This window comes from Paraburkholderia sp. J69-1 (assembly GCF_905220255.1).
Classification (GTDB): domain Bacteria; phylum Pseudomonadota; class Gammaproteobacteria; order Burkholderiales; family Burkholderiaceae; genus Paraburkholderia.
The window spans coordinates 59,074-80,194 of record NZ_CAJMZG010000006.1 but is presented as its reverse complement, the minus strand read 5'-3'; the positions used below and the strand labels follow the sequence as shown (position 1 = coordinate 80,194).

At 59.3% G+C, this 21,121-nt stretch carries 19 protein-coding genes; 15 read left to right on the top strand and 4 right to left on the bottom strand.

The window, feature by feature from the left end; all coding sequences use genetic code 11:
- Positions 1 to 178 precede the first annotated feature (178 nt).
- Positions 179 to 1,363, top strand: coding sequence for a porin (locus tag U5A67_RS12530; protein WP_205981011.1), 1,185 nt, complete (start codon positions 179 to 181; stop codon positions 1,361 to 1,363).
- 65 nt (positions 1,364 to 1,428) lie between these two features.
- Here U5A67_RS12530 and U5A67_RS12525 read toward each other — a convergent pair whose 3' ends face one another.
- Positions 1,429 to 2,472 (bottom strand): LacI family DNA-binding transcriptional regulator, encoded by a 1,044-nt coding sequence (locus U5A67_RS12525; protein WP_321814913.1) that lies wholly within the window; start codon positions 2,470 to 2,472, stop codon positions 1,429 to 1,431.
- A gap of 219 nt (positions 2,473 to 2,691) precedes the next feature.
- Between U5A67_RS12525 and U5A67_RS12520 the strand changes: the two genes are divergently transcribed.
- The 10 genes from U5A67_RS12520 to U5A67_RS12475 all read left to right on the top strand — a co-directional run bounded on the left by U5A67_RS12520 (position 2,692) and on the right by U5A67_RS12475 (position 13,112).
- Positions 2,692 to 3,606, top strand: a complete 915-nt coding sequence (locus U5A67_RS12520) for a LysR family transcriptional regulator (RefSeq protein WP_205981009.1) — start codon at positions 2,692 to 2,694, stop codon at positions 3,604 to 3,606.
- A gap of 145 nt (positions 3,607 to 3,751) precedes the next feature.
- Entirely contained in the window at positions 3,752 to 4,663 is a 912-nt protein-coding gene (locus U5A67_RS12515) for an intradiol ring-cleavage dioxygenase (protein ID WP_321814914.1), read from the top strand.
- Positions 4,664 to 4,716: 53 nt separating this feature from the next.
- Positions 4,717 to 5,598 carry a sugar phosphate isomerase/epimerase family protein gene (locus U5A67_RS12510; RefSeq protein ID WP_321814915.1) on the top strand — a complete coding sequence of 294 codons (882 nt, stop codon included), beginning with the start codon at positions 4,717 to 4,719 and terminating at the stop codon, positions 5,596 to 5,598.
- A gap of 49 nt (positions 5,599 to 5,647) precedes the next feature.
- Entirely contained in the window at positions 5,648 to 6,640 is a 993-nt protein-coding gene (gene iolG / locus U5A67_RS12505; RefSeq protein ID WP_205981006.1) for an inositol 2-dehydrogenase, read from the top strand.
- Positions 6,641 to 6,664: 24 nt separating this feature from the next.
- Entirely contained in the window at positions 6,665 to 7,753 is a 1,089-nt protein-coding gene (locus tag U5A67_RS12500; protein WP_321814916.1) for a Gfo/Idh/MocA family oxidoreductase, read from the top strand.
- Between the two features lie 91 nt (positions 7,754 to 7,844).
- Entirely contained in the window at positions 7,845 to 8,915 is a 1,071-nt protein-coding gene (chvE, locus tag U5A67_RS12495; RefSeq protein WP_321814917.1) for a multiple monosaccharide ABC transporter substrate-binding protein, read from the top strand.
- Between the two features lie 67 nt (positions 8,916 to 8,982).
- Positions 8,983 to 10,512 carry a multiple monosaccharide ABC transporter ATP-binding protein gene (gene mmsA / locus U5A67_RS12490; protein ID WP_321814918.1) on the top strand — a complete coding sequence of 510 codons (1,530 nt, stop codon included), beginning with the start codon at positions 8,983 to 8,985 and terminating at the stop codon, positions 10,510 to 10,512.
- A 22-nt stretch (positions 10,513 to 10,534) separates the two neighbouring features.
- The gene (gene mmsB / locus U5A67_RS12485) at positions 10,535 to 11,722 is read left to right on the top strand and encodes a multiple monosaccharide ABC transporter permease (protein WP_205981081.1); all 1,188 of its coding nucleotides are present in this window, start codon (positions 10,535 to 10,537) and stop codon (positions 11,720 to 11,722) included.
- Positions 11,723 to 11,731: 9 nt separating this feature from the next.
- A complete protein-coding gene (locus U5A67_RS12480; RefSeq protein ID WP_321814919.1) occupies positions 11,732 to 12,028 on the top strand; it encodes a Dabb family protein in 297 nt (98 codons plus the stop codon).
- A 22-nt stretch (positions 12,029 to 12,050) separates the two neighbouring features.
- Entirely contained in the window at positions 12,051 to 13,112 is a 1,062-nt protein-coding gene (locus U5A67_RS12475) for a maleylacetate reductase (RefSeq protein ID WP_321814920.1), read from the top strand.
- 125 nt (positions 13,113 to 13,237) lie between these two features.
- On the opposite strand, the gene acnB is transcribed toward U5A67_RS12475, so the two are convergent.
- Both acnB and U5A67_RS12465 read right to left on the bottom strand, forming a co-directional pair.
- Positions 13,238 to 15,823, bottom strand: a complete 2,586-nt coding sequence (acnB, locus tag U5A67_RS12470; RefSeq protein WP_205981000.1) for a bifunctional aconitate hydratase 2/2-methylisocitrate dehydratase — start codon at positions 15,821 to 15,823, stop codon at positions 13,238 to 13,240.
- Positions 15,824 to 16,184: 361 nt separating this feature from the next.
- On the bottom strand, positions 16,185 to 16,508 hold the full coding sequence (locus tag U5A67_RS12465) for a hypothetical protein (protein ID WP_241023126.1): 324 nt from the start codon (positions 16,506 to 16,508) through the stop codon (positions 16,185 to 16,187).
- Between the two features lie 657 nt (positions 16,509 to 17,165).
- Between U5A67_RS12465 and U5A67_RS12460 the strand changes: the two genes are divergently transcribed.
- The 4 genes from U5A67_RS12460 (at position 17,166) to U5A67_RS12445 (ending at position 19,976) form a co-directional block, all read left to right on the top strand.
- Positions 17,166 to 17,477, top strand: coding sequence for a DUF4148 domain-containing protein (locus tag U5A67_RS12460; RefSeq protein WP_321814921.1), 312 nt, complete (start codon positions 17,166 to 17,168; stop codon positions 17,475 to 17,477).
- A gap of 167 nt (positions 17,478 to 17,644) precedes the next feature.
- A complete protein-coding gene (locus tag U5A67_RS12455; protein ID WP_321814922.1) occupies positions 17,645 to 18,244 on the top strand; it encodes a TetR/AcrR family transcriptional regulator in 600 nt (199 codons plus the stop codon).
- 98 nt (positions 18,245 to 18,342) lie between these two features.
- On the top strand, positions 18,343 to 19,224 hold the full coding sequence (locus tag U5A67_RS12450) for an NAD(P)H-binding protein (protein WP_321814923.1): 882 nt from the start codon (positions 18,343 to 18,345) through the stop codon (positions 19,222 to 19,224).
- 32 nt (positions 19,225 to 19,256) lie between these two features.
- Entirely contained in the window at positions 19,257 to 19,976 is a 720-nt protein-coding gene (locus U5A67_RS12445; RefSeq protein WP_321814924.1) for an SDR family oxidoreductase, read from the top strand.
- A gap of 33 nt (positions 19,977 to 20,009) precedes the next feature.
- Here U5A67_RS12445 and U5A67_RS12440 read toward each other — a convergent pair whose 3' ends face one another.
- The gene (locus U5A67_RS12440; RefSeq protein ID WP_321814925.1) at positions 20,010 to 20,984 is read right to left on the bottom strand and encodes a helix-turn-helix domain-containing protein; all 975 of its coding nucleotides are present in this window, start codon (positions 20,982 to 20,984) and stop codon (positions 20,010 to 20,012) included.
- Positions 20,985 to 21,121 lie beyond the last annotated feature (137 nt).

Sequence of the window (21,121 nt, the reverse complement as noted above, 5' to 3'; positions counted from 1 at the left end):
GCAAAATAATGAAGTGGGCGGAGACACAAGGCGCGAGCCATTCGCATGAGTCGGCCATTGCTTGCATCAATCCGTCTGATGATTCCTATGTATTCCGAAATAATCGTGCGAATGATCGCAGGGATTTGCCTTGCCTGAAAAATCTAACAACGATGCAACCTACAGGAGCGGAGATTCAATGAACAAGATGTGGATGGGGATCGCAATGGCTGCGGTCGCGGCGTCGGCGCATGCGCAAAGCAGCGTGACCTTGTACGGCATTGTCGATAACGGGATTCAATACGAAACCGGTCAGCCCAAAGGGCATGTGTTCGGCGCGCAGAGTGGCGGTTGGGCGCAGTCCCGCTTCGGACTCAAAGGCGCTGAAGACATCGGCGGCGGAACGAAAGCCGTTTTCCAGCTCGAATCGCGATTGAATACCCAGAACGGCAGTCTGGCGAATGGCAGCTTTTTCGAAGGCCAGGCCACGGTGGGTTTGCAGAACGATAGTTGGGGGCAACTCAAATTCGGCAATATGGGTTCGGCGGAAATCAGCCAGTATTCTGGCGACGTCGATCCGCAGCAGACCAAGAAATATGCGATTGGCACGCTGGTGCGCGGCCGGATCTTTTCGCAGGCTGGCAATGGCGTGGAATACCTCTCACCGAAGATGGGCGGATTCATTGTGCAAGGCCAGTACGATCTGACCAATTCGCCTAAATGGAATGCCGGAACGCCGGGCAGTGCGCCAGGCCAACTCGGGTCATCCACGGGACTGGGCAGCGCGCAAGGCCGCACGGACGGCATCAAGCTGTCGTTCCAGAGCGGCGGGCTCTTCTGGCAGGCCACCTACGACGAAGTGCGTGATCCCAACGGTCAGTTCAGCAATGTCTATCTGGCTTCGCGCTCGATACTCACGGGCTTGACCTATGCGTTCGGGCCCGTGGTCGCCTACGTGGGATATCAACATCTGAGCGCGCCCAATGCTTCGAATGAAGGTTATTTCGGCAGCGCCACGCCCACTGCCTTGCCTGCCGGTACATCGTTGCCCACGGCGGTCAATCATGAATGGATCGGCGCGATCTGGCAGAGCACACCGGCCCTTGCGATTACCGGTGCGGTTTATCATGCCAACGCCAATAACGGCAATGGCAATGCAACCTTGTTCACCTTGGGCGTGAATTACTCGTTGTCAAAGCGGACCTTGCTCTACACTGAACTGGGCTATGTGCGCAACAGTTCGACGTCGAATCTCGGTCTGGATGGCGGGCTGTACGGTGCGAATACGAACTTCGACCCAACGAGCGCGAGTGCGTCCAGTACGAATCCGAACTACGGCAAGAGTCAGTTTGGCGTGATTGCGGGGATCGCAACGCAGTTTTAACGTGAGCGGGAAGGGCGAGCAACGATACGTTCGCCCTTTGTTTTGAGGGAGAAAGGTGCGCAGCACTATCTACGGAAGCGTGTGGCCACATGCTCGGGAATATTCTCGGGCGTCACCACGACGACCGACGATGAAGGAGAAACCGCCGATTCCGGCAACAAGCGGTGAAAGTGCATGATGTGCTGGCAGGCCGAGCGCATGTCCTGGCGCAAGTCGTGATAGAGAATGGCCTGAATCTTGCCTTCACGAAGCAGTTCGACATTGTCGCGATCCAGATCGTGCCCGATGTAGCACTTCGGCGTCTGCCCGTGAATCTCTAGCGCGCGTAGAATTGCACGATTCCCGCCGCCCATGGAGTACACCGCAAGCACGTCACGACGCGAATCGAGGGCTTTTTTTACGAGCTTTTCTGTGGGACCGTCGAGTCCGTGCCCACCACTCGCGTCGATCAGATCAAGGCGCGGATGGCGGGTTCGAAGCCCGCGCCGAAAGCTGATCTCGCGCTCCTCTTCGCCGCGAAAGCGCTCGTCGCTCATGGTGATCAGCACGCTGCCGGCAAGATCGCCAAGCCAGCGTTCGAGTAACCAGGCCGCCGTCGCCCCAGCTACGCGATTATCGAGCCCCGCATAAGCGATTCTTCCCGAGAGCGGTATGTCGGTGAAAATCGTGACCACGGGAATACCACTGCGTTTGAGTTCGCCAATGGCTTCCGTGATTTCGGGCACATCGCGCGCTTTCAAAAAAATGCCATGACTGCCGCGCTGGGCAATCGAGCGCAGCGCCGCGACTACTTCTGCCGTGGTCATGGTCTCCTGCATCAGAAAGCGCGGGCGGAAAATAGCGGGCTGCAGTGTGGGGAGTTCGGCCTCCAGTGCGTCGCGGATTTCATCGGCGAAACGATTGGGGGCCTCGACGATCACATCGACAATGAGTTTGCGCCCGGACGAATGCGCATAGTGCTCCTGCTGTTCCAGTTCCTTGATGGCCTGCTCGACGCGTTTTCGCGTTTGCTCGCGCACGTTGCCGCGATCGTTGATTACGCGGTCGACGGTCGCGACGCCCACCCCTGCCTGAAGCGCGATTTCCTTGATCAGAAAGCGATGGGCCACGAACTCATCTCCTCATTGATGGATTGCTGATGATCCGATGATAGCCGCGCCTACGCGAATTGAGCATTGAACGCATGGCAGAAGCATAGCGTTATGCCTGGATGGTTGAATAAAATCTCGGGTTATCCCCTAGTTTGATTGATTGCTGATGTGTTTTTGACGCATCAAAAACACATCGATTGCCGTATTCTTCCACTGACATGACCCGGATGGCAGGAGATGGACCAGTTCAAGGAAGTTCAGCTTTTCGTCGAGGTTGCAGAGACGGGGAGTATCAGCCGGGCAGCGGAGGCCGTCGAACTGTCGATCTCCGCTGCGAGCCGTTATCTGATTTCGCTGGAGTCGCGCCTGGGTGTGCAACTGGTGCGCAGAACCACGCGCAATCTCTATCTCACGGAAGCGGGCGCGGAATTCCACCGGCGCTGCAAATCCATTCTTGCGGATCTGGGCGAAGCGGAACTGGTCGTGAAAGACGCCGTGGCGCGCCCGAGCGGATTGCTCAGGGTGACTGCGTCGCTATCGTTTTGCATGCTGCATATCGCGCCGATGTTGCCGGAATTCAATGCACGTTATCCGGACATCAGTGTCGATGTGGTGGCCGCGAATCGCTATTACGACATCATCGAAAACGGTATCGATGTTGCGATCCGCACCAAAGTGCTGGAAGCCGACAGCAATATCACGGTGCGCCGGCTGGCTTCTACGCGACGCATTCTGGCGGCGTCGCCTGGCTATATTGCCGCGCACGGCGCGCCGCGCTTTCCCGCTGAATTAGGCAAGCATAAGGTGCTGAACTACGGCCTTGCCGATAATCCACGCGATCTTGCTTTTCAGCGCGACGGCGAATGCGTGGTGGTGAAAGTCAGGCCGTTGCTCGAATCGAACGATGGCCAGGTCTTGAGAGTTGCCGCGCTAGACGGTATGGGCATTCTGGTCCAGCCGAAATACATCATTTACGACGATCTCGTCGCTGGCCGTCTCGTGCCGGTGCTGGACGAATGGGATTTGCCGCGCCTGACCATGAATATCGCATTTCAGACGCGCTCGCATATGCCGGTCAAGGTTCGCCTCTTTATTGAAGCGCTCGCGGAACGCTTTCGCAAGCACGACTTCGAGCGGCTTTGGTCCGAGTGATGGCATATACCATCGCGTGAATGCGCTGCAGCCAGCGACTTTCCCGCGAAACGCGAAATAGATTCCCTTTTCAACTCTGTTTTGCCGGCGCGAGCGAATATAGACTTCCTTCAAAGCAGTACAAGAACACGGAAGGAGACGCTCAATGCAACAAGCTGGATCTCACGCTTCTCAATCGGCATCCTCGTATTTCGACGAGGCACGTTCCGCGGATGTTGTGAACGCTCGCATGGGCGCGGATGTCGATCCGCGACTCAAGCAGGTCATGGAGGTGCTCGTCAAGCACCTCCATGCCGCGGTCAAGGAAATCGAGCCGACTCACGAAGAATGGTTTGCCGCCATACGCTTTCTCACTGAAACCGGCCAGATGTGCAACGAATGGCGGCAGGAATATATCCTGTTGTCCGATATTCTCGGCGTGTCGATGCTGGTCGATGCGATTAATCATCGCCGGCCGAGCGGCGCTACACCGAACACGATTCTCGGGCCGTTCTATGTCGAGAACGCGCCGCAATATGAAAACGGCGCGAACATCTGCCTCGATGGCAAAGGCGAGCCGCTGATCGTCGCAGGACGTGTCACCGACATTAACGGCCAACCGGTGCCGAACGCGAAGCTCGAAGTCTGGCAGACCAACGACGACGGTTTCTACGACGTCCAGCAGAAGGGTATTCAACCCGACTCGAATTTGCGCGGCGTGTTCACCTCGGATGCTACCGGCGCGTATTCATTCCGGTCAGTCAAACCGCGCCACTATCCGATTCCCTCCGATGGCCCGGTGGGCAAACTGCTGGGCGCGATGGGCCGACATCCGAACCGTGCGGCGCATTTGCATTTCATCGTGACGGCGCCGGGCTACGAGCCCGTGATTACGCATATTTTTACGCCGGATTGCCCGTATCTCCCGGAGGACGCCGTGTTTGGCGTCAAGAGCGATCTGATCGCCGATTTCAAACAGATAGACGATGCCGAGGCCGCAGAAAAAGCCGGTCTGGCAGCGCCTTTCTGGTCGGTGACGTGGGATTTTACGCTGGCACCTGTCACGAAATCGGCCTGAATGTTTCGGCTGCGCCTGGCATTCCGAATTAATTTATCCACTGGATACTGGAAATGAGCACGAAAAGCAAAGAGCTTCTGGCCGCCTATTGGACGCTGGCTGGCGACGTCTATCCGGGTGCCCCGACGGAAATCAGCCCCTACACGCTGCGCGAACGCGCCGAGGCAGCATCGAAAGCGGGCTGGCGAGGCATCGGTCTGATTCTCGACGATCTCGAACACAGTGTCGATCAATATGGCATCGAGGGCGTGAAGCAGATTCTCGACGATACGGGCATGAAGTATTTCGAACTCGAAATCCTGATGGACTGGTATCTCGATGGCGAAGCGCGCGCTAAATCCGATCATTTCCGCCGCCGTGTGATTGAACTGGGCGCGCAACTCGGTATGCGCAATCTGAAGATAGGCGCGAACCCCTTCGATACGACGCCAGCGGATTTCCCGCGCATGACCGCCGAATTCGCGACGCTCTGCGAAGACGTCGCAACGATTGGCGCAACGGTGGCGATCGAATTCATGCCGTTCTCGGTCATTCGCAATATCGGCGACGCTTTGCAGATTGCTCAAGGCGCCGACCAGCCCAATGGTGGCTTGATGGTGGATCATTGGCACGTCGCGCGCTTCGGCAGCCCGTATAGCGAAGTTGCGGCTATTCCCGCACGCTTTATCAAGGGTGTCGAACTGGATGACGTGGCCGCACAGATTCGCGGCACCTTGCTGGACGACTCGACTTTCAATCGCCAGTTGTGCGGCGAAGGCGTCGCCGACTGCCCGGCATTCGTTCAGGCGCTGGAACAGGCCGGCTGCGATCTGCCTTATTACGGCGTCGAATTGATTTCGGAGTCGTTCCGCAAGCTGCCATTGGAGCAAATGGCGAAGCGCGCGTATGACACCACCATCGCGCAATTTTCTGCCACGAATCGTGCCCTGGCCTGATCCGGTCATTTTCGCCGATCGAAACCACTGAATATCTCTGGAGACAAACATGATTCGAATCGCCGTCCTTGGCGCTGGCCGGATTGGCCGCATTCACGCCGGCAATGCCGCTGCCATTCCGAACGCGAAGCTCGTCGTGGTGGCCGATCCGGTGCCTGCTGCGGCCAATGCACTCGCGGAACGTCTGGGTTGCGAGGCATCCACCGATTGCATGGCAGTGCTTCAACGCAGCGATATCGACGCCGTCGTGATCGGCACGCCGACCGACACGCATATTGCGTTCATGCTCGAAGCGGTGGCACGCGGCAAAGCCGTGCTTTGCGAAAAGCCCATCGATCTCGACATGGAGAAGTCGCTGGCCGCCGCGCGCGAAGTCGAGCGTCGCAATGGCCGCGTGATGCTGGCGTTCAATCGTCGCTTCGATCCCACGTCGCAGGCGTTTCGTCAGGCCATTGACGCGGGCGATGTGGGCGAAGTGCGCCAGGTGATTATTTCGAGCCGCGACCCCGGCATGCCTCCGCGCGATTACGTCGAGCATTCGGGTGGCATCTTCCGCGACATGGTGATTCACGACCTCGATATGGCGCGCTGGTTGCTCGGCGAAGAGCCGGTGGAAGTGATGGCGATGGCGAGCCGTCTCGTCGATTCATCGCTCTCCGAACTCGGCGACTTCGATACGGTGATGGTCCAGTTGCGCACGGCATCGGGCAAGCAATGCCATATCAACTGCTGTCGCGAAGCGGTTTATGGCTACGATCAGCGCATGGAAGTGTCGGGCTCGAAAGGCATGCTGCTACAGGAAAATCTGCGCCCGTCCACGATCCGCCGATGGAGCAAGGAAGCGACCGATGTGCGCGAGCCGCTGCTCAACTTCTTCCTCGAACGTTATGTCGATGCTTACCGTAATGAGTTGCAGGCTTTTGTCGATGCGCTGAATAACGGCACGCCGCTGCCGACTTCGGTTGACGACGGCCTGAAGGCGCTGCGCCTTGCTGAATGCGCGCTTGAATCCGCCCGTTCCGGCAAAGCCATTACGGTCTAATTCACGAGCAGGAGGAAAAAAGTCATGGCGCACAACATTGATTCTGCAGAAACGATTGGCGTAGCGTGTCTGGGCATTACGCATCCGCACACATCGGGCCGGGTGAAAGCGATTCAGCGCAGAAGCGACGCGAAGATGCTCGGCGCGTGGGACACCAGCCCCTTGCTCACGCCCTTCGTGGATGCGTTGGGACTGCAGGCGCGCACGAAAGAAGAGATTCTTGCCGATAAGAACGTACATGTCGTGCTCGTGCATTCGAAGAGCGACAAGATGGCGGAACTGACCATCGAGGCGCTCGAAGCCGGCAAGGCAGTGCTGTGCGAAAAGCCGGCCGGGCGCAGTTCCGAAGACGCCAGGCGCATCATGCAGGCCGTCGAGCGCACAGGCGGGCTCGTGCAGGTGGGATATTGCTGGCGCTTTGCACCGTCGGTCGACGCGATGCAGGCTGCGCTGAAAAGTGGGCGTCTTGGCAAGGTCGTGCAGGTGCGTGCGCACGGCGGCTGCTCGCACGACGAAGCGGGAACGGCGCATATGACGCAGCCAGGCGATATTGGTGGCGCGGTGTTTGTGATCGGCTGCCATCTGGTCGATCGCATTCTGCTGCATTTCGGTACGCCGAAGTCAGTCAACGCGCGTATCACGAAGTTCCCCGATTTCCACGGCGACGAATCGCGTGAAGATGCCGCGGGCGCAGTGCTCAATTACGACGACAAGATTGTGACCATCGACTTTATGTCGTGGGACGTGCTGCCATGGACGGAAAGCTGGGACATCACGGCTTATGGCACCGAAGGCATTATGTCGTCGCGTTCGCTGCCGGCCAGCTACAAGATTTACGACGCAGGCAAGGGCGATTATCCCGAAGGCTGGACCGAGTGGCAGGAAACCAGCTTCCCCGAAATCTGGGCCACGAAAAAAACCGAGTATTCGCCGGATATCGCTGAAATTGGCAACCCGGTGTATTTCGACCGCGAATCGACTGCGTTCTTCGACGCATTGCGCAACGGTACGCCGTCTGTCGTGCCAGCGAGCCAGGCCTACAACATCAGCCGTGTGATCGAGGCCATGTTCGCTTCGTCGAAAAAGGCAGGCGCCGAGGTCTTTATCGAGTAAGCGGAGTCAGCGGAAACCGGTCTCGTGGGAGGCCGGTTCATCCAGAATCATTCAATCAAAGATAATTAGTCATACTGATCAGGAGACAAGCATGAACATCGTCAAGCGTGCCGTTATTGCTACGGCTATCGGTATCGGCCTTTCCGCCATGTCGGCTTCTTTGTACGCGCAGGACAAGGGCGTGATCGGCATTTCGCTGCCGGACAAGACTGAGTCGCGCTGGCTGACCGACGGCAAAAGCATGGTCGAGGCACTCAAGGCCAAAGGCTATAGCGCCGACCTGCAATACGCGAACTACGATGTGCCGACCCAGGTGAATCAGGTCGAAAACATGCTGGCCAAAGGCGTGAAAGCGCTGATCATCGCGCCGATCGACGGCAAGACGTTTTCGGATGCACTGGCCTACGCGCAGAAGAAACATATCAAGGTCATCTCCTATGACCGCCTGATCAGCCAGACCAGGGATGTCGATTACTACGCGACGTTCGATAACTATGGCGTGGGTGTGCTGCAGGCGCAAAGCATCGTGGCGCAATGGCAGAAGAAGGGCAGCAAGACGCCGTTCAATATCGAACTCTTCGGCGGTTCGTCCGACGATAACAACGCACACATGATTTACGCGGGTGGTATGTCGGTGCTCAAGCCTTATATCGATAGCGGCAAGTTCGTGATTCGTAGCAAGCAGGTGGCGTTCGAGAAGATCGCGACGCGCAACTGGGACGGCGCAACGGCGCAATCGCGAATGGACAATCTTCTCAGCGCCTTCTACGGCAAGGAGCATCTTGACGCCGTGTGGACGCCCAATGACGCGATTGCCATCGGCGTGATTTCTTCGCTCAAGGGAGTGGGCTATGGGACGGCCCAGGCGGGTATGCCGGTCGTCACGGGCCAGGATGCGGACGTGCAGAACGTCAAGGCGATCATGCGCGGCGAACAAACCACCACGGTATTCAAGGACACGCGCAAGCTTGCGAGCGTCACCGCCGATATGGTGGACGACGCGCTCGCCGGCAAGACGGTTCCCGTCAACGACACGAAAAGCTACAACAACGGCGTGAAGGTCGTGCCCACCTATCTCGTGAAGCCGGTGCTGGTCGATAAGGATTCGGTGCAGAGCATGCTGATCAACAGCGGTTATTACACGCAAGCGCAAGTCAAGTAATGGCGGCAGTGCGGTGACGTGATCGGGCGTGTAAAGCGCGAGCCTGTGAGAAGCGAGGAACAGAGAGATGGACACGATTCTGGAAATGAAAAGCATCCAGAAGACCTTCGGCCAGGTCAAGGCATTGAATAACGTCAACCTGCGCGTCAGGAAGGGCGAGATTCACGCGATCTGCGGAGAGAACGGTGCCGGTAAATCGACGCTCATGAAGATTCTGAGTGGCGTCTATGCCCATGGTTCGTATGCTGGCAGCGTGGTGTATGACGGCGAGGAACGCGCCTTTTCGGATATCACCGATAGCGAGGACGTGGGCATCATCATCATTCACCAGGAGCTGGCGCTGGTGCCGATGCTCTCGATTACCGAGAACATTTTTCTTGGTAACGAGCAGTCGCGGCGCGGCGTGATCGACTGGCAGGGGGCGCGTGCACGTGCCAGGACGCTACTGGAGAAAGTCGGGCTGAACGATTCGCCGGATGCGCCGGTGGGCACGCTGGGCATCGGAAAGCAGCAACTGGTGGAAATCGCGAAAGCGTTGTCGAAGGAAGTGCGGCTGCTGATACTCGACGAACCTACGGCAAGCCTGAATGAGAAAGACAGCGAAACGCTGCTCGATTTGCTGCTGGATCTGAAAGAGCGCGGTGTGACGTCCATCATCATTTCGCACAAGCTCAATGAGATTTCGCGCGTTGCGGACAGCATCACTGTCATTCGCGATGGTTCTACGGTCGATGAACTGGATTGCCGCGCGCAAAGCGTGAGTGAAGACCGCATCATCAAGGCAATGGTCGGCCGCGAAATGTCGGATCGCTATCCAAAGCGCACACCTAATATCGGCGAAGTGATTTTCGAGGTGAAGGACTGGCGCGTCCAGCATCCCACGCAGCGCGATCGTGCGGTGATCAAGGGCGTCAATCTGCAGGCGCGCGCGGGCGAGATCGTCGGCATTGCGGGGTTGATGGGTTCGGGGCGAACCGAACTGGCGATGAGTGTGTTCGGCGGCACGTATGGTCAGGACATCAGCGGGACGGTGCTGCTGCATGGAAAGCCGGCTGATGTTTCTTCCGTGCGTAAGGCGATCGATGCGGGCCTGGCGTATGTCACCGAAGACCGCAAAGGCAATGGTCTGCTGCTGGACGACGATATTCAGACCAATATCTCGCTGGCCAATCTTGCGGGCGTTTCAAAATATGGTGTCCTGAATGAATACGGTGAAGCCAGCATCGCAGCAGAGTATCTCAAGAAACTGAGAATTCGCGCGCAGGGCGTGTCCCATGTGGTGGGCAACCTGTCGGGCGGCAATCAGCAAAAGGTCGTGCTCAGCAAATGGCTGTTTTCCGAACCCGATGTACTCATTCTCGACGAGCCGACACGCGGTATCGACGTCGGCGCTAAATACGAAATCTACAGCATCATCAATCAGGCGGTTGCGGCGGGTAAGTGCGTCGTCATGATTTCTTCCGAGATGCCGGAGCTTCTTGGCATGTGCGATCGCGTTTATGTCATGAACGAAGGCCGCTTTGTCGGCGAGTTCAGCTCGGAAGAAGTCTCGCAGGAAAAGATCATGCGGGCAATCATGCGTAATGGAGGCATCTGAAATGCGTAAAGCTCTCTCGCCCATGGCTGAGCAGGAAGTGGAAGTCAAGAAAAGCGAAATCGTGGCGGCGTTCAAGCGCGGCGCCAGTGAATATGGGCTGCTGTTCTCGCTCATCGTCATTATGGTGTTCTTTCAGGTGGCGACGGGCGGCGTGCTCATGCAGCCGCTCAACCTGACGAATCTGGTGCTGCAAAACAGCTATATCGTCATCATGGCGCTTGGCATGCTGATGGTGATCGTGGCGGGGCATATCGATCTGTCGGTGGGTTCGACGGCGGGGCTCGTTGGCGCACTGGCTGCGGTGTTGATGGTGCAGTTCAATGTCAACTATGTGTTGGCCACGCTGATCTGCATTGCAGCCGGCGCACTGATCGGCGCCGTGCAGGGCTACTGGATCGCGTTCTGGAAGATGCCATCGTTTATCGTCACGCTGGCCGGCATGCTGGTGTTTCGCGGGCTGACCAATCTGGTGCTGCAAGGCCAGTCGATAGGCCCTTTTCCTGATAGCTTCGCTGCCGTGAGTTCGGGATTCATTCCCGATGTATTCAACGGTCAGGATCTGCATATCACGTCGATTGTGCTTGGCGTGCTGGTGGGCGCGGCGTTTTTCGCCATCGAGTGGCGCCACCGCGCGAGCGCCGCGAAGCACGGCATGGCCAAGGGTTCGTTTTCGATGTTCGTGGCGAAGAACGTCGTGCTCACCGCCTTGATCGTCTATTTCTGCTATCTGCTGGCGTCGTATCGCGGCTTGCCTACGGTGCTCGTCATCATGGGCGTGCTGATTGGCGTGTACACCTTCGTGATGAATCGTACGACGATCGGCCGCCGTGTCTACGCGGTGGGCGGCAATGCCAAGGCCGCGCGCCTTTCCGGCGTGAGCGTACCGGCCGTGAGCTTCCTCACGTTCGTCAATATGGGCGTGCTCGCCGCACTGGCAGGGATTATTTTCGCCGCGCGCCTCAATAGCGGTACGCCTAAAGCGGGGACCGGTTTCGAACTCGATGTGATTGCCGCGTGCTTTATCGGCGGAGCGTCGGCATCTGGTGGCGTGGGCAAGGTCGTGGGTGCCGTGGTGGGCGCATTCATCATGGGCGTCATGAATAACGGCATGTCCATCATGGGCATCGGCGTCGATTATCAGCAGGTGATCAAAGGCATCGTGCTGCTGGCCGCGGTGTTCGTCGATGTCTACAACAAGAACAAGGCTTAAGGCGCCGATATGATCAAGCACATCGTAATGTGGAAGGTTCGCGGCGAAACGCCCGAGCAGAAAAGGGAAACGGCGCAGTTCGTGAAATCGGCCTTCGAAAGTCTGGCGGGCAAGATTCCCGGGCTGACGAAGCTGGAAGTCGGCATGGATGTCAGCAAGGTCGATTATGCGTGCGACGTCGTTCTGTATACGGAATTCGCCAGTCACGCAGATCTCGAAGCCTATGCTTCGCACCCCGAACATATGCGCGTCAAGCAGGTGCTCGGCGACTGCCGCATCGCGCGACATCAGGTCGATTACGTCTGACACTTCGCGGAGAAAACGGCTTATGTACGAGTTCACTTATACGACACATGCCGCGCGCGTGGTGTTTGGCGCGGGCAGCATGAATCTGGTCCAGCAGGAAGTCGAGGCGCTGGGCGCGCGCCGCGCGATTGTTCTGTGTACGCCGCAGCAGCGCGAGCAGGCGGAGGCAGTGGCCGCTTTGCTGGGCCCGCAAAGCGCAGGCGTATTCGATGGGGCACAGATGCACGTGCCGATCGAAAATGCGCGCCGTGCGCGCGAGTTTGCGAAAGAGGCTGGCGCCGATTGCGCAGTGGCGATTGGCGGCGGCTCGACCATTGGCCTTGGCAAGGCGATCGCGCTGGAGTCGTCGCTGCCGATCATCGCGATTCCCACGACCTATGCCGGATCGGAGATGACGCCGATCTTTGGCATAACTGAAGATGGCTTGAAGCGCACCGGCCGCGATGCCAAAGTGCTGCCGAAAACCGTGCTCTACGATCCAGAGCTATCAGCGGGGTTGCCTGCGCAGTTGTCGTTCGTCAGCGGCTTGAATGCCATTGCGCACGCTGCGGAAGGGCTGTACGCGAAAGACGGCAATCCCGTGATGGCCTTGATGGCGGAGGAGGGCATCCGTTCGCTGGCGAAGGGGCTGCGCGGCATCAACAAGCGTCACCGGAACATGGAAGCGCGCAGCGATGCCCTGTACGGCGCGTGGCTTTGCGGCATGGTGTTGGGTAACGTCGGCATGGCGCTGCATCACAAGCTTTGCCATACGCTGGGCGGCACCTTCAACCTGCCGCACGCCGAAACGCATGCCATCGTGCTGCCTCACGCACTGGCCTATAACAGCACGGCGGCGGAAGACGCGATGCTTCGTATCGCCCGTGCGCTCGACACGACGAATGCCGCGCAAGGACTTTACGATCTGAGCCGTGAACTGGGTGTGCCCGCGAGCCTCGCTGAAATCGGGCTGCGCGAAGAAGATCTGGACCGCGCGTGCGAAGTGGCGATGTCCAATCCGTACTGGAATCCGCGTGCGATTGAAGCGGCACCGCTGCGCGAACTGCTGCAGCGCGCCTGGGCCGGGCATCCGCCACGCGAATAACGCGCGCTTGTGCGCGAGCCGATAGAAAAATGGCGCTGCCGGCATGAAGCCCGCAGCGCCATTGCGCATTGCACGATCAGCAAAACTACGGTGCCAGCTTCACACCGTAGCGATGCGATCAACGCTTAGATCTGCACCGTGTCGGCGACTTCCTTGAAGTCTTCGATCTTGTCGAAGTTCATGTACTGATAGATCTTGTCGCCGTTCGCGGTGAGCACGCCCATATCGGCCATGTACTCTTCCTTGGTCGGGATCTTGCCCAGACGCGAGCAGATCGCTGCCAGTTCCGCCGAGCCCAGATACACGTTCGTGTTCTTGCCCAGACGGTTCGGGAAGTTACGGGTCGAAGTGGACATGACCGTCGCGCCTTCGCGCACTTGTGCCTGGTTACCCATGCACAGCGAGCAGCCCGGCATTTCGGTACGCGCGCCAGCCGTGCCGAACACGCCATAGTGGCCTTCTTCGGTCAGTTGCTTCTGGTCCATCTTGGTCGGCGGAGCGACCCACAGCTTGACCGGAATGTCGCGCTTGCCTTCGAGCAGCTTCGAAGCCGCACGGAAGTGACCGATGTTGGTCATGCACGAACCGATGAACACTTCGTCGATCTTCGCACCGGCGACGTCCGACAGCGTCTTCACGTCGTCCGGATCGTTCGGGCAGGCGACGATCGGCTCATGCACTTCGGCCAGATCGATTTCGATGACGGCTGCGTATTCCGCGTCTGCGTCCGGCTGGAGCAGTTGCGGGTCGGCCAGCCAGGCTTCCATCGCCTTGATACGACGCTCGAGGCTGCGCGGGTCCTGGTAGCCTTGCGCGATCATCCACTTCAGCAGCGTGATGTTGCTGTTGAGGTATTCGATGATCGGTTCCTTGTTCAGGTGCACCGTGCAACCGGCTGCCGAACGCTCTGCCGATGCATCCGACAGTTCGAATGCCTGTTCGACCTTCAGATCGGGCAGACCTTCGATTTCCAGAATGCGGCCTGAGAAGATGTTCTTCTTGCCTTGCTTGGCGACCGTCAGCGTGCCTTCCTTGATGGCCCACAGCGGGATGGCGTTGACGAGGTCACGCAGCGTGACGCCCGGCTGCATCTTGCCCTTGAAGCGCACGAGCACCGATTCCGGCATGTCCAGCGGCATCGTGCCGGTAGCAGCCGCGAAGGCGACCAGACCCGAACCTGCCGGGAAGCTGATGCCGATCGGGAAACGCGTGTGCGAGTCGCCGCCGGTGCCGACGGTGTCGGGCAGCAGCATGCGGTTCAGCCACGAGTGGATCACGCCGTCGCCCGGACGCAGCGCGATACCGCCGCGCGTGCTGATGAAGTTCGGCAGCGTCTGGTGCGTCTTGACGTCGACCGGCTTCGGATACGCTGCCGTGTGGCAGAACGACTGCATGACGAGGTCGGCCGAGAAGCCCAGGCAGGCCAGGTCCTTCAGTTCGTCGCGGGTCATCGGGCCCGTGGTGTCCTGCGAGCCAACCGAGGTCATCTTCGGTTCGCAGTACGTGCCCGGGCGCACGCCTTGGCCTTCCGGCAGACCGCATGCGCGGCCAACCATCTTCTGTGCGAGCGAGAAACCCTTGCCGCTGTTGGCCGGCTGTTGCGGCAGGCGGAACAGCGTCGACGGTGCGAGGCCCAGCGCTTCACGCGCCTTGGCAGTCAGACCACGGCCGATGATCAGCGGAATGCGGCCGCCGGCGCGCACTTCGTCGAACAGCACGTCGGACTTGACCTGGAACGTGGAGATGACTTCGCCGTTCTTGAAGGCCTTGCCTTCGTACGGACGCAGTTCGACCACGTCGCCCATGTCCATCTGCGACACGTCGAGTTCGATCGGCAGTGCGCCGGCGTCTTCCATCGTGTTGTAGAAGATCGGAGCGATCTTGCCGCCGAGGCACACGCCGCCGAAGCGCTTGTTCGGGATGAAGGGGATGTCTTCGCCCGTGAACCACAGCACCGAGTTGGTTGCCGACTTACGCGAGGAACCCGTGCCGACCACGTCGCCCACATAAGCGACCAGGTGACCCTTTTCCTTCAGCGATTCGATGAACTTGATCGGGCCGCGCTTGCCGTCTTCTTCCGGCGTGATGCCGGGACGGGCGTTCTTGAGCATCGCCAGCGCGTGCATCGGGATGTCCGGGCGCGTGGTGGCGTCAGGAGCGGGCGACAGGTCGTCGGTGTTGGTTTCGCCGGTGACCTTGAAGACGGTGATGGTCAGGCTTTCCGGCACTTCCGGACGGCTCGTGAACCATTCTGCGTCGGCCCAGCTTTGCAGCACGGCCTTGGCGTTTGCGTTGCCTTTATCCGCGAGTTCCTTGACGTCATGGAACTGGTCGAACATCAGCAGGGTTTTCTTCAGCGCGTCGGCTGCAACCGTGCCGACTTCGGCGTCGGACAGCAGCTCGATCAGCGGGGCGATGTTGTAGCCGCCCAGCATGGTGCCGAGGAGTTCGGTCGCGCGGGCACGCGAGATCAGCGCGCAGGCGGTTTCGCCCTTGGCCACAGCCGCCAGGAAGCCAGCCTTCACGCGAGCCGCTTCGTCCACGCCAGCCGGCACGCGGTTGGTGATCAGATCGACGAGGGTCTGCTCTTCGCCTGCGGGCGGGTTGGTCAGCAGTTCAACCAGCTCGGCGGTCTGTTGGGCCGTCAGCGGCAGAGGGGGAATGCCGAGCGCGGCGCGCTGGGCTACATGAGCACGGTAATTTTCAAGCATGGGGGACCTGCTGATATTGCGTTTCAGGGGAAGGCTCTTCGGCACTCCGAGGCTGTGCCAGGCACTGCTTTGACCGCGATTTTAACGGGATTGAGCGCTCGCGTCAAATGTCTTATGTCTTATATAAGAGTTAAAAAAGCCTTCAAAATCATGGATGTAGCGACGGTAATGGTTTTTGTGCGGAAAACTGGCGGGATGCCCGAAGGCATGAGCGGGAAGGGGTGTTCTGGCCCCGTCTGCGGAGCGCGTGCGCGGTGTTCGGGCCGCTTCGGCAACCGCTCGCTGGCTTTGGCGCGGACCGGCCAGCGAGCGGTTCGGTGGGACTGGGTGGAATCGGTGGAATTGCGTTGCGTTGCGCGGATCAGGTATTCGAGCCGATCACGTTCAGGCCGCCGGCGCCGCTGAACGTCAGCGTGTCGTTGGTGTTCAGCACGTTGTCCCACGAACTGCCGCGCGTCGTCACGACCTGCGAACCATTGGAAAACGCGCCGTCCGAACCCGAAGAAACGACGAGGCCGTTAAGGAACGGATTCTGCGAATTGCCGTATTCCACCGTTTGCCGTCCCCCCGGCGGCAACGTAACCGTCACGATCGGACCGGCTTGATTGGGTTCCGATCCCAGACGGGAAACGAGTTCGATTGAAAGTGACAGGCCGCTTTGGTTGATGAGCTTCTTGTAAGCCATGATTCGCTATCCTTAATAAAGTAAGGTGCCTCGGGCTGCCGCCGGTATTTCACGACTTCTGCAGGCGCGCGGCGGTTCGCGCCCGCTATGACCGGAATCTGGAAAAAGCACACGAGATGGCGCCTGCGTTGCGTTATCGGCAATGCATTGGACGCTTCGAAAGCGATGATCGTGGGAGTTTTTTGCGTGCTTTGAATGGGCTCGCGCGCCGTGAAAATTCGTGGTTTTCAGGGCCGGTTCTCTGTCTTTTGTTCTGAGGAAAATATAGGCGATTCGCAGTGCCTGGCAGGGCGATAAAAGGGCTTCCTATCCAGGTAGATAGTTAGGGTTGCGGTTGACGGATATGCTGCGGGCATTCAATCGAATTGGATTGGCGTGATTGGTCGATTTCAGTAATTTGCAATTTCGATAATTGAATAAGGAATACGTATTTTCGAAAAATCATATTTCGAAAATAGATGTCAGCATCACGGTGACATTCGCCGGCTGTGCTTGCCGTGTGCTTGCTGGTGCGGAATCTGTTCCGGGGTTTGCCCCGAAGCTTGCCCGGCCAGTTGCCATCCCCGCTAACCCGCATCGGGCAAAATAGGCGCGTCGAGACGCGGGTGGCGGCATCGCCCAGTCACTGTGGTTCTCATCGGAATGTGGAGATGCGCTATGGAAAACTTCCCGCTACGTCGTTTGGCGCTTGCTGCGTTGGCGCTCTTGCTGGCTGGGTGTGCGGCCTATGGCGTGCCGCAGAACGGTCCGCATCTGAGCCCGACCGAGTGCCGCGATCTGGCGGCGCTCAGGACCAACGCGCCGCCCACGATGGCCGAACATCAAAGCGAACTGGCCGCGCTCAGGAAAGCGGGCTACAACCCTTCGCCGTGGAACGACGACCCGTACTATCCAGACGATCTGCAGGAAGCGCAGCGCATCGTCGATTACTGGTTCACCACGGAATGCCAGCCGGGTCAGCGCCAGTGAAAGCATGAACTTGAGGGGAGGAAGCGTGATGAAGCTCCTCGTCTTCTTGGCTCGACGGCGTTTCAGGTGGCGTCCGAACCCGTAAAAAATCTCACAGGGCAGTCTTGCTTTCCAATTAGATGATGACTATCATCTAATTAACGTAAAATCTGGAAGCAGCCGCCGCCATGAGAAAGTCGAAAGTCGAAACCGCCGAAACGCGTCGCCGCATCGTGGAAATCGCGGCCGAAGCGTTTCGCGCCAACGGCATCCACGCCACGGGCCTCGCCGATGTGATGGCCGCAGCGGGGCTTTCGCACGGCGGTTTCTATCGGCACTTCGAGTCGAAAGATCAACTGGTGGCCGAGGCCTGCGAAGCCGGCACGGTCAGCATTCTCGAGTCGCTGGAAAATGCCGCCGGGGCGAGCGTGGGGGCCGAAGGACTGCGCGCCGTGGTGGACGCTTACCTTTCCAGCGCGCATCGCGATGCGCCGGGCGCGGGATGCCCGCTCGCCGGCATGGGCAGCGAACTCGCTCGCGGCGATGAAGGCACACGCGCCGCGGCATCGCGTAGCGTCGAGGCGCTCGTGACCCTGCTGGCCTCGCGCACCGGCGATCCGCAGGAAAAGGCGAACCGCTCGCAGGCCGTTTTCGCACTCTCGGCGATGATCGGTGCGCTGACCGTCGCGCGCATCCTGAACGATCCCGAAGCGTCGGACGCGCTGTTGAGCGATGTCCGACAGCAGATCGAAGCGATCGCACCGATCGAACCAATCGAACCAATCTAATAATAAGCATCTACGGATGCCGCTTTACTCGCTCCAAAATGTGCATATGCACAGATTAGAAATGCAGCTCCTCTGAACTCATGTAACGGAGAACCGTCATGCAGCAACGCAAATACCTCATTACTGGCGCCACGGGCAAAACCGGCGTGCATATCGTCAATAATCTGCTCGAAGCGGGGCACGCGGTACGCGCGATGGTGCGCCAGGAAGACGCGCGTAGCGCAGCGCTGCGTGCAGCAGGCGCCGAAGTCGTAGTGGGCGATCTGCTCAATCACGACGACCTGATTCGCGCGACATCGGGCGTAACGGGCGCGTACCTTTGCTATCCGGTGTCGCCGGGCTTTATTCAGGGCACCGCGTATTTCGCCGAGGCGGCGCGGCGCGCAGGACTCGAAGTCGTGGTGGAGATGTCGCAGATTTCCGCACGCGAGAATGCGAAAAGCCACGCCGCGCGCGATCACTGGATTGCGGAGCGTCTGCTCGACTGGTCGGGCGTGCCCACGATTCATATCCGCCCGACTTTCTTTTCCGAATGGCTGATTTTCCCGTGGGTGCGCGACACCATCGTCAAGGAAGGCCGGATTGCGCTGCCGTATGGCGAAGGGCGTCACGCCCCGATCGCGGCAGAGGATCAGGCGCGTTTCATTGCCGCCGTGCTGACGCAACCGGCAGCGCATATCGGCAAGGCATATGAGTTGTGCGGTCCCGTCGAGATGGATCACCACGCTATCGCCGATGAAATCAGCCGGATCATCGACCGCAAGATTGTGTATCGCCCGGATACGCTCGATCAATATCGCGCGCATCTGCAGCAGTATGGTCTTTCGGAATTCACGATCCAGCACTTTATTGAAGTTGCCGTCGATTACCAGAACGGCGTCTTCAAGGGCACCGACCAGGTGATCGAACGCGTGACCGGCCAGGCGCCGCAAACCGTGGCCGAATTCGTTCGCGCGCATCGTCAGCTTTTTCAGTCCTGATTCATTACGGCATCCTTATCAAGGTGATTAACATGAAAATCGCAAATTCCGTTGTATTCGTCACTGGCGCAAGCCGTGGTCTGGGTTTGGCTTTCGCGCGCGAAGCGCTGGCGCGCGGTGCGGCGAAGGTCTACGCGGGCGTGCGCAATCCGGCCGCCTTCAACGAGCCAGGCATCGTGCCGATTGCGCTCGACGTCACCGATGCGGCTTCGGTCGAAGCCGCCGCAAAAGCAGCGCCGGATGTCACGGTGCTGGTCAATAACGCGGGCATTGCCGAAGTGACCGGCTCGCCGCTGGCGGACGAAGCCGAAGCGCACGCGCGCCGCGTGTTCGAAACGAACTACTACGGCGTGATGCGCGTGACGCGCGCATTCGAACCCGCGCTGCCCGGCGACGGAAGCGGCGGCATCGTCAACGTGCTGTCCGACGTAACGTGGCGTACGGTGCCGATGCTCGCACCGTACGCTGCATCCAAAGCCGCCGCCTGGAGTTTCACCAACACGCTTCGCGCCCAACTCAAGACGCGCAACATCGGCGTGGTGGGGCTGCATGTCGGCTTTGTGGATACCGATCTCACGAAAGACTTCGATGTTCCCAAGGCCAGTCCCGTCGATGTCGTCAGGCAGGCATTCGATGCGCTCGAAGCAAATGAAAGCGAAGTGCTGGCAGACGAGGGCAGCCGCGCGCTGAAAGCGACGCTTTCACTGCCGGTTCCCGCTTATATCGATCCCGCCGTGCTCGAAGGAAAGTGAGCAACGCGCAATACGCCGCGGTTCACGCCTGGTTTACATCCGGTTTCTGCGCCACGTTTCGCTCGGCAATTCGCCGAACTGCTCGCGGTATTCGCTGGCGAAATTGCCGAAGTGCCAGAAACCCCAGCGCGTCGCGACCTCGGTAACGGTCGCGGCGTGCATCAATTCCTGGCGCACCCGCGCGAGCCGCACGGCGCGCATATAGGCGAGCGGGTTGATGCCCGTGGCCTCTTCGAAGGCGTATTGCAAGGTACGCCGGCTCGCATGCATGCGCGCGCAAAGCTCGGCCACCGAAAGCGGGCAATCGGGCGATCCTTCGACGATATCGCGCACGCTGCGCACCAGTTGCCAGTTCCGGGCGATGCGCGCCTCGCCGCGCTGCTGCGGGGCGATATCGGGAAACTCATGAAGCGCTTCGCTCAGTCCATAGACGATGGACTTTTCAAACGAGGCCACGCTTGCGCGGTCTGCGAGCAGACGCGGCGCCGCGCTCACGCTATCGAGCAAAACCCTTAGCACCGCGCGAAACCGTTCGAGCCGCTCTGGCGCGATGTTGACGATGCCCGATTTCGCGCCGATGCGCGCAATCACCGCTTCTAGTTGAGCGCGCGTGGCCAGATCCGTCACGGCCTCGGGCTCGATTTCCAGATTGACGAACAGATGCTGGTCGGGCGAGAGAAATTCGAAACCGTCCTTGCCGGAGAACACGTGAAGCGCGTCGAGATGGCTCGTCTGTCCCGACAGCAGGGCGTGGCCTTCGAGCTGAAACGGAATGCCCAGCGCGAATTTGTGTTCCGAGACACAGCCGCGCTGATAGACCGTGCGGTTGAGCTTCTCGACCAGCACTTTCACGCCGCCCGCCATGAACCAGCGCACCGAGCCGTCGAACAGGCCGCGCGAAAGCTGGCAATAGCTCTGGTTCCATGTGTCGAGCAGCGCCGCCTGTTCGTCGACGCTGTGACAGCTTCGAAACTGTATGGCCTCGTCCGGCCAGTGGCCCGCTTCCATTGAGTCTCCAGATGGGTGAGGCCGGCAATGTGGCCCCGCGCTCGCGCTTCGCAACCCTGCCGCCGCTCACTGCGCGATTCCTGATTTTTACGGCAATTTTATTTTTTTGCCAAATTTGGATAGTTCCCGTTTTTTGG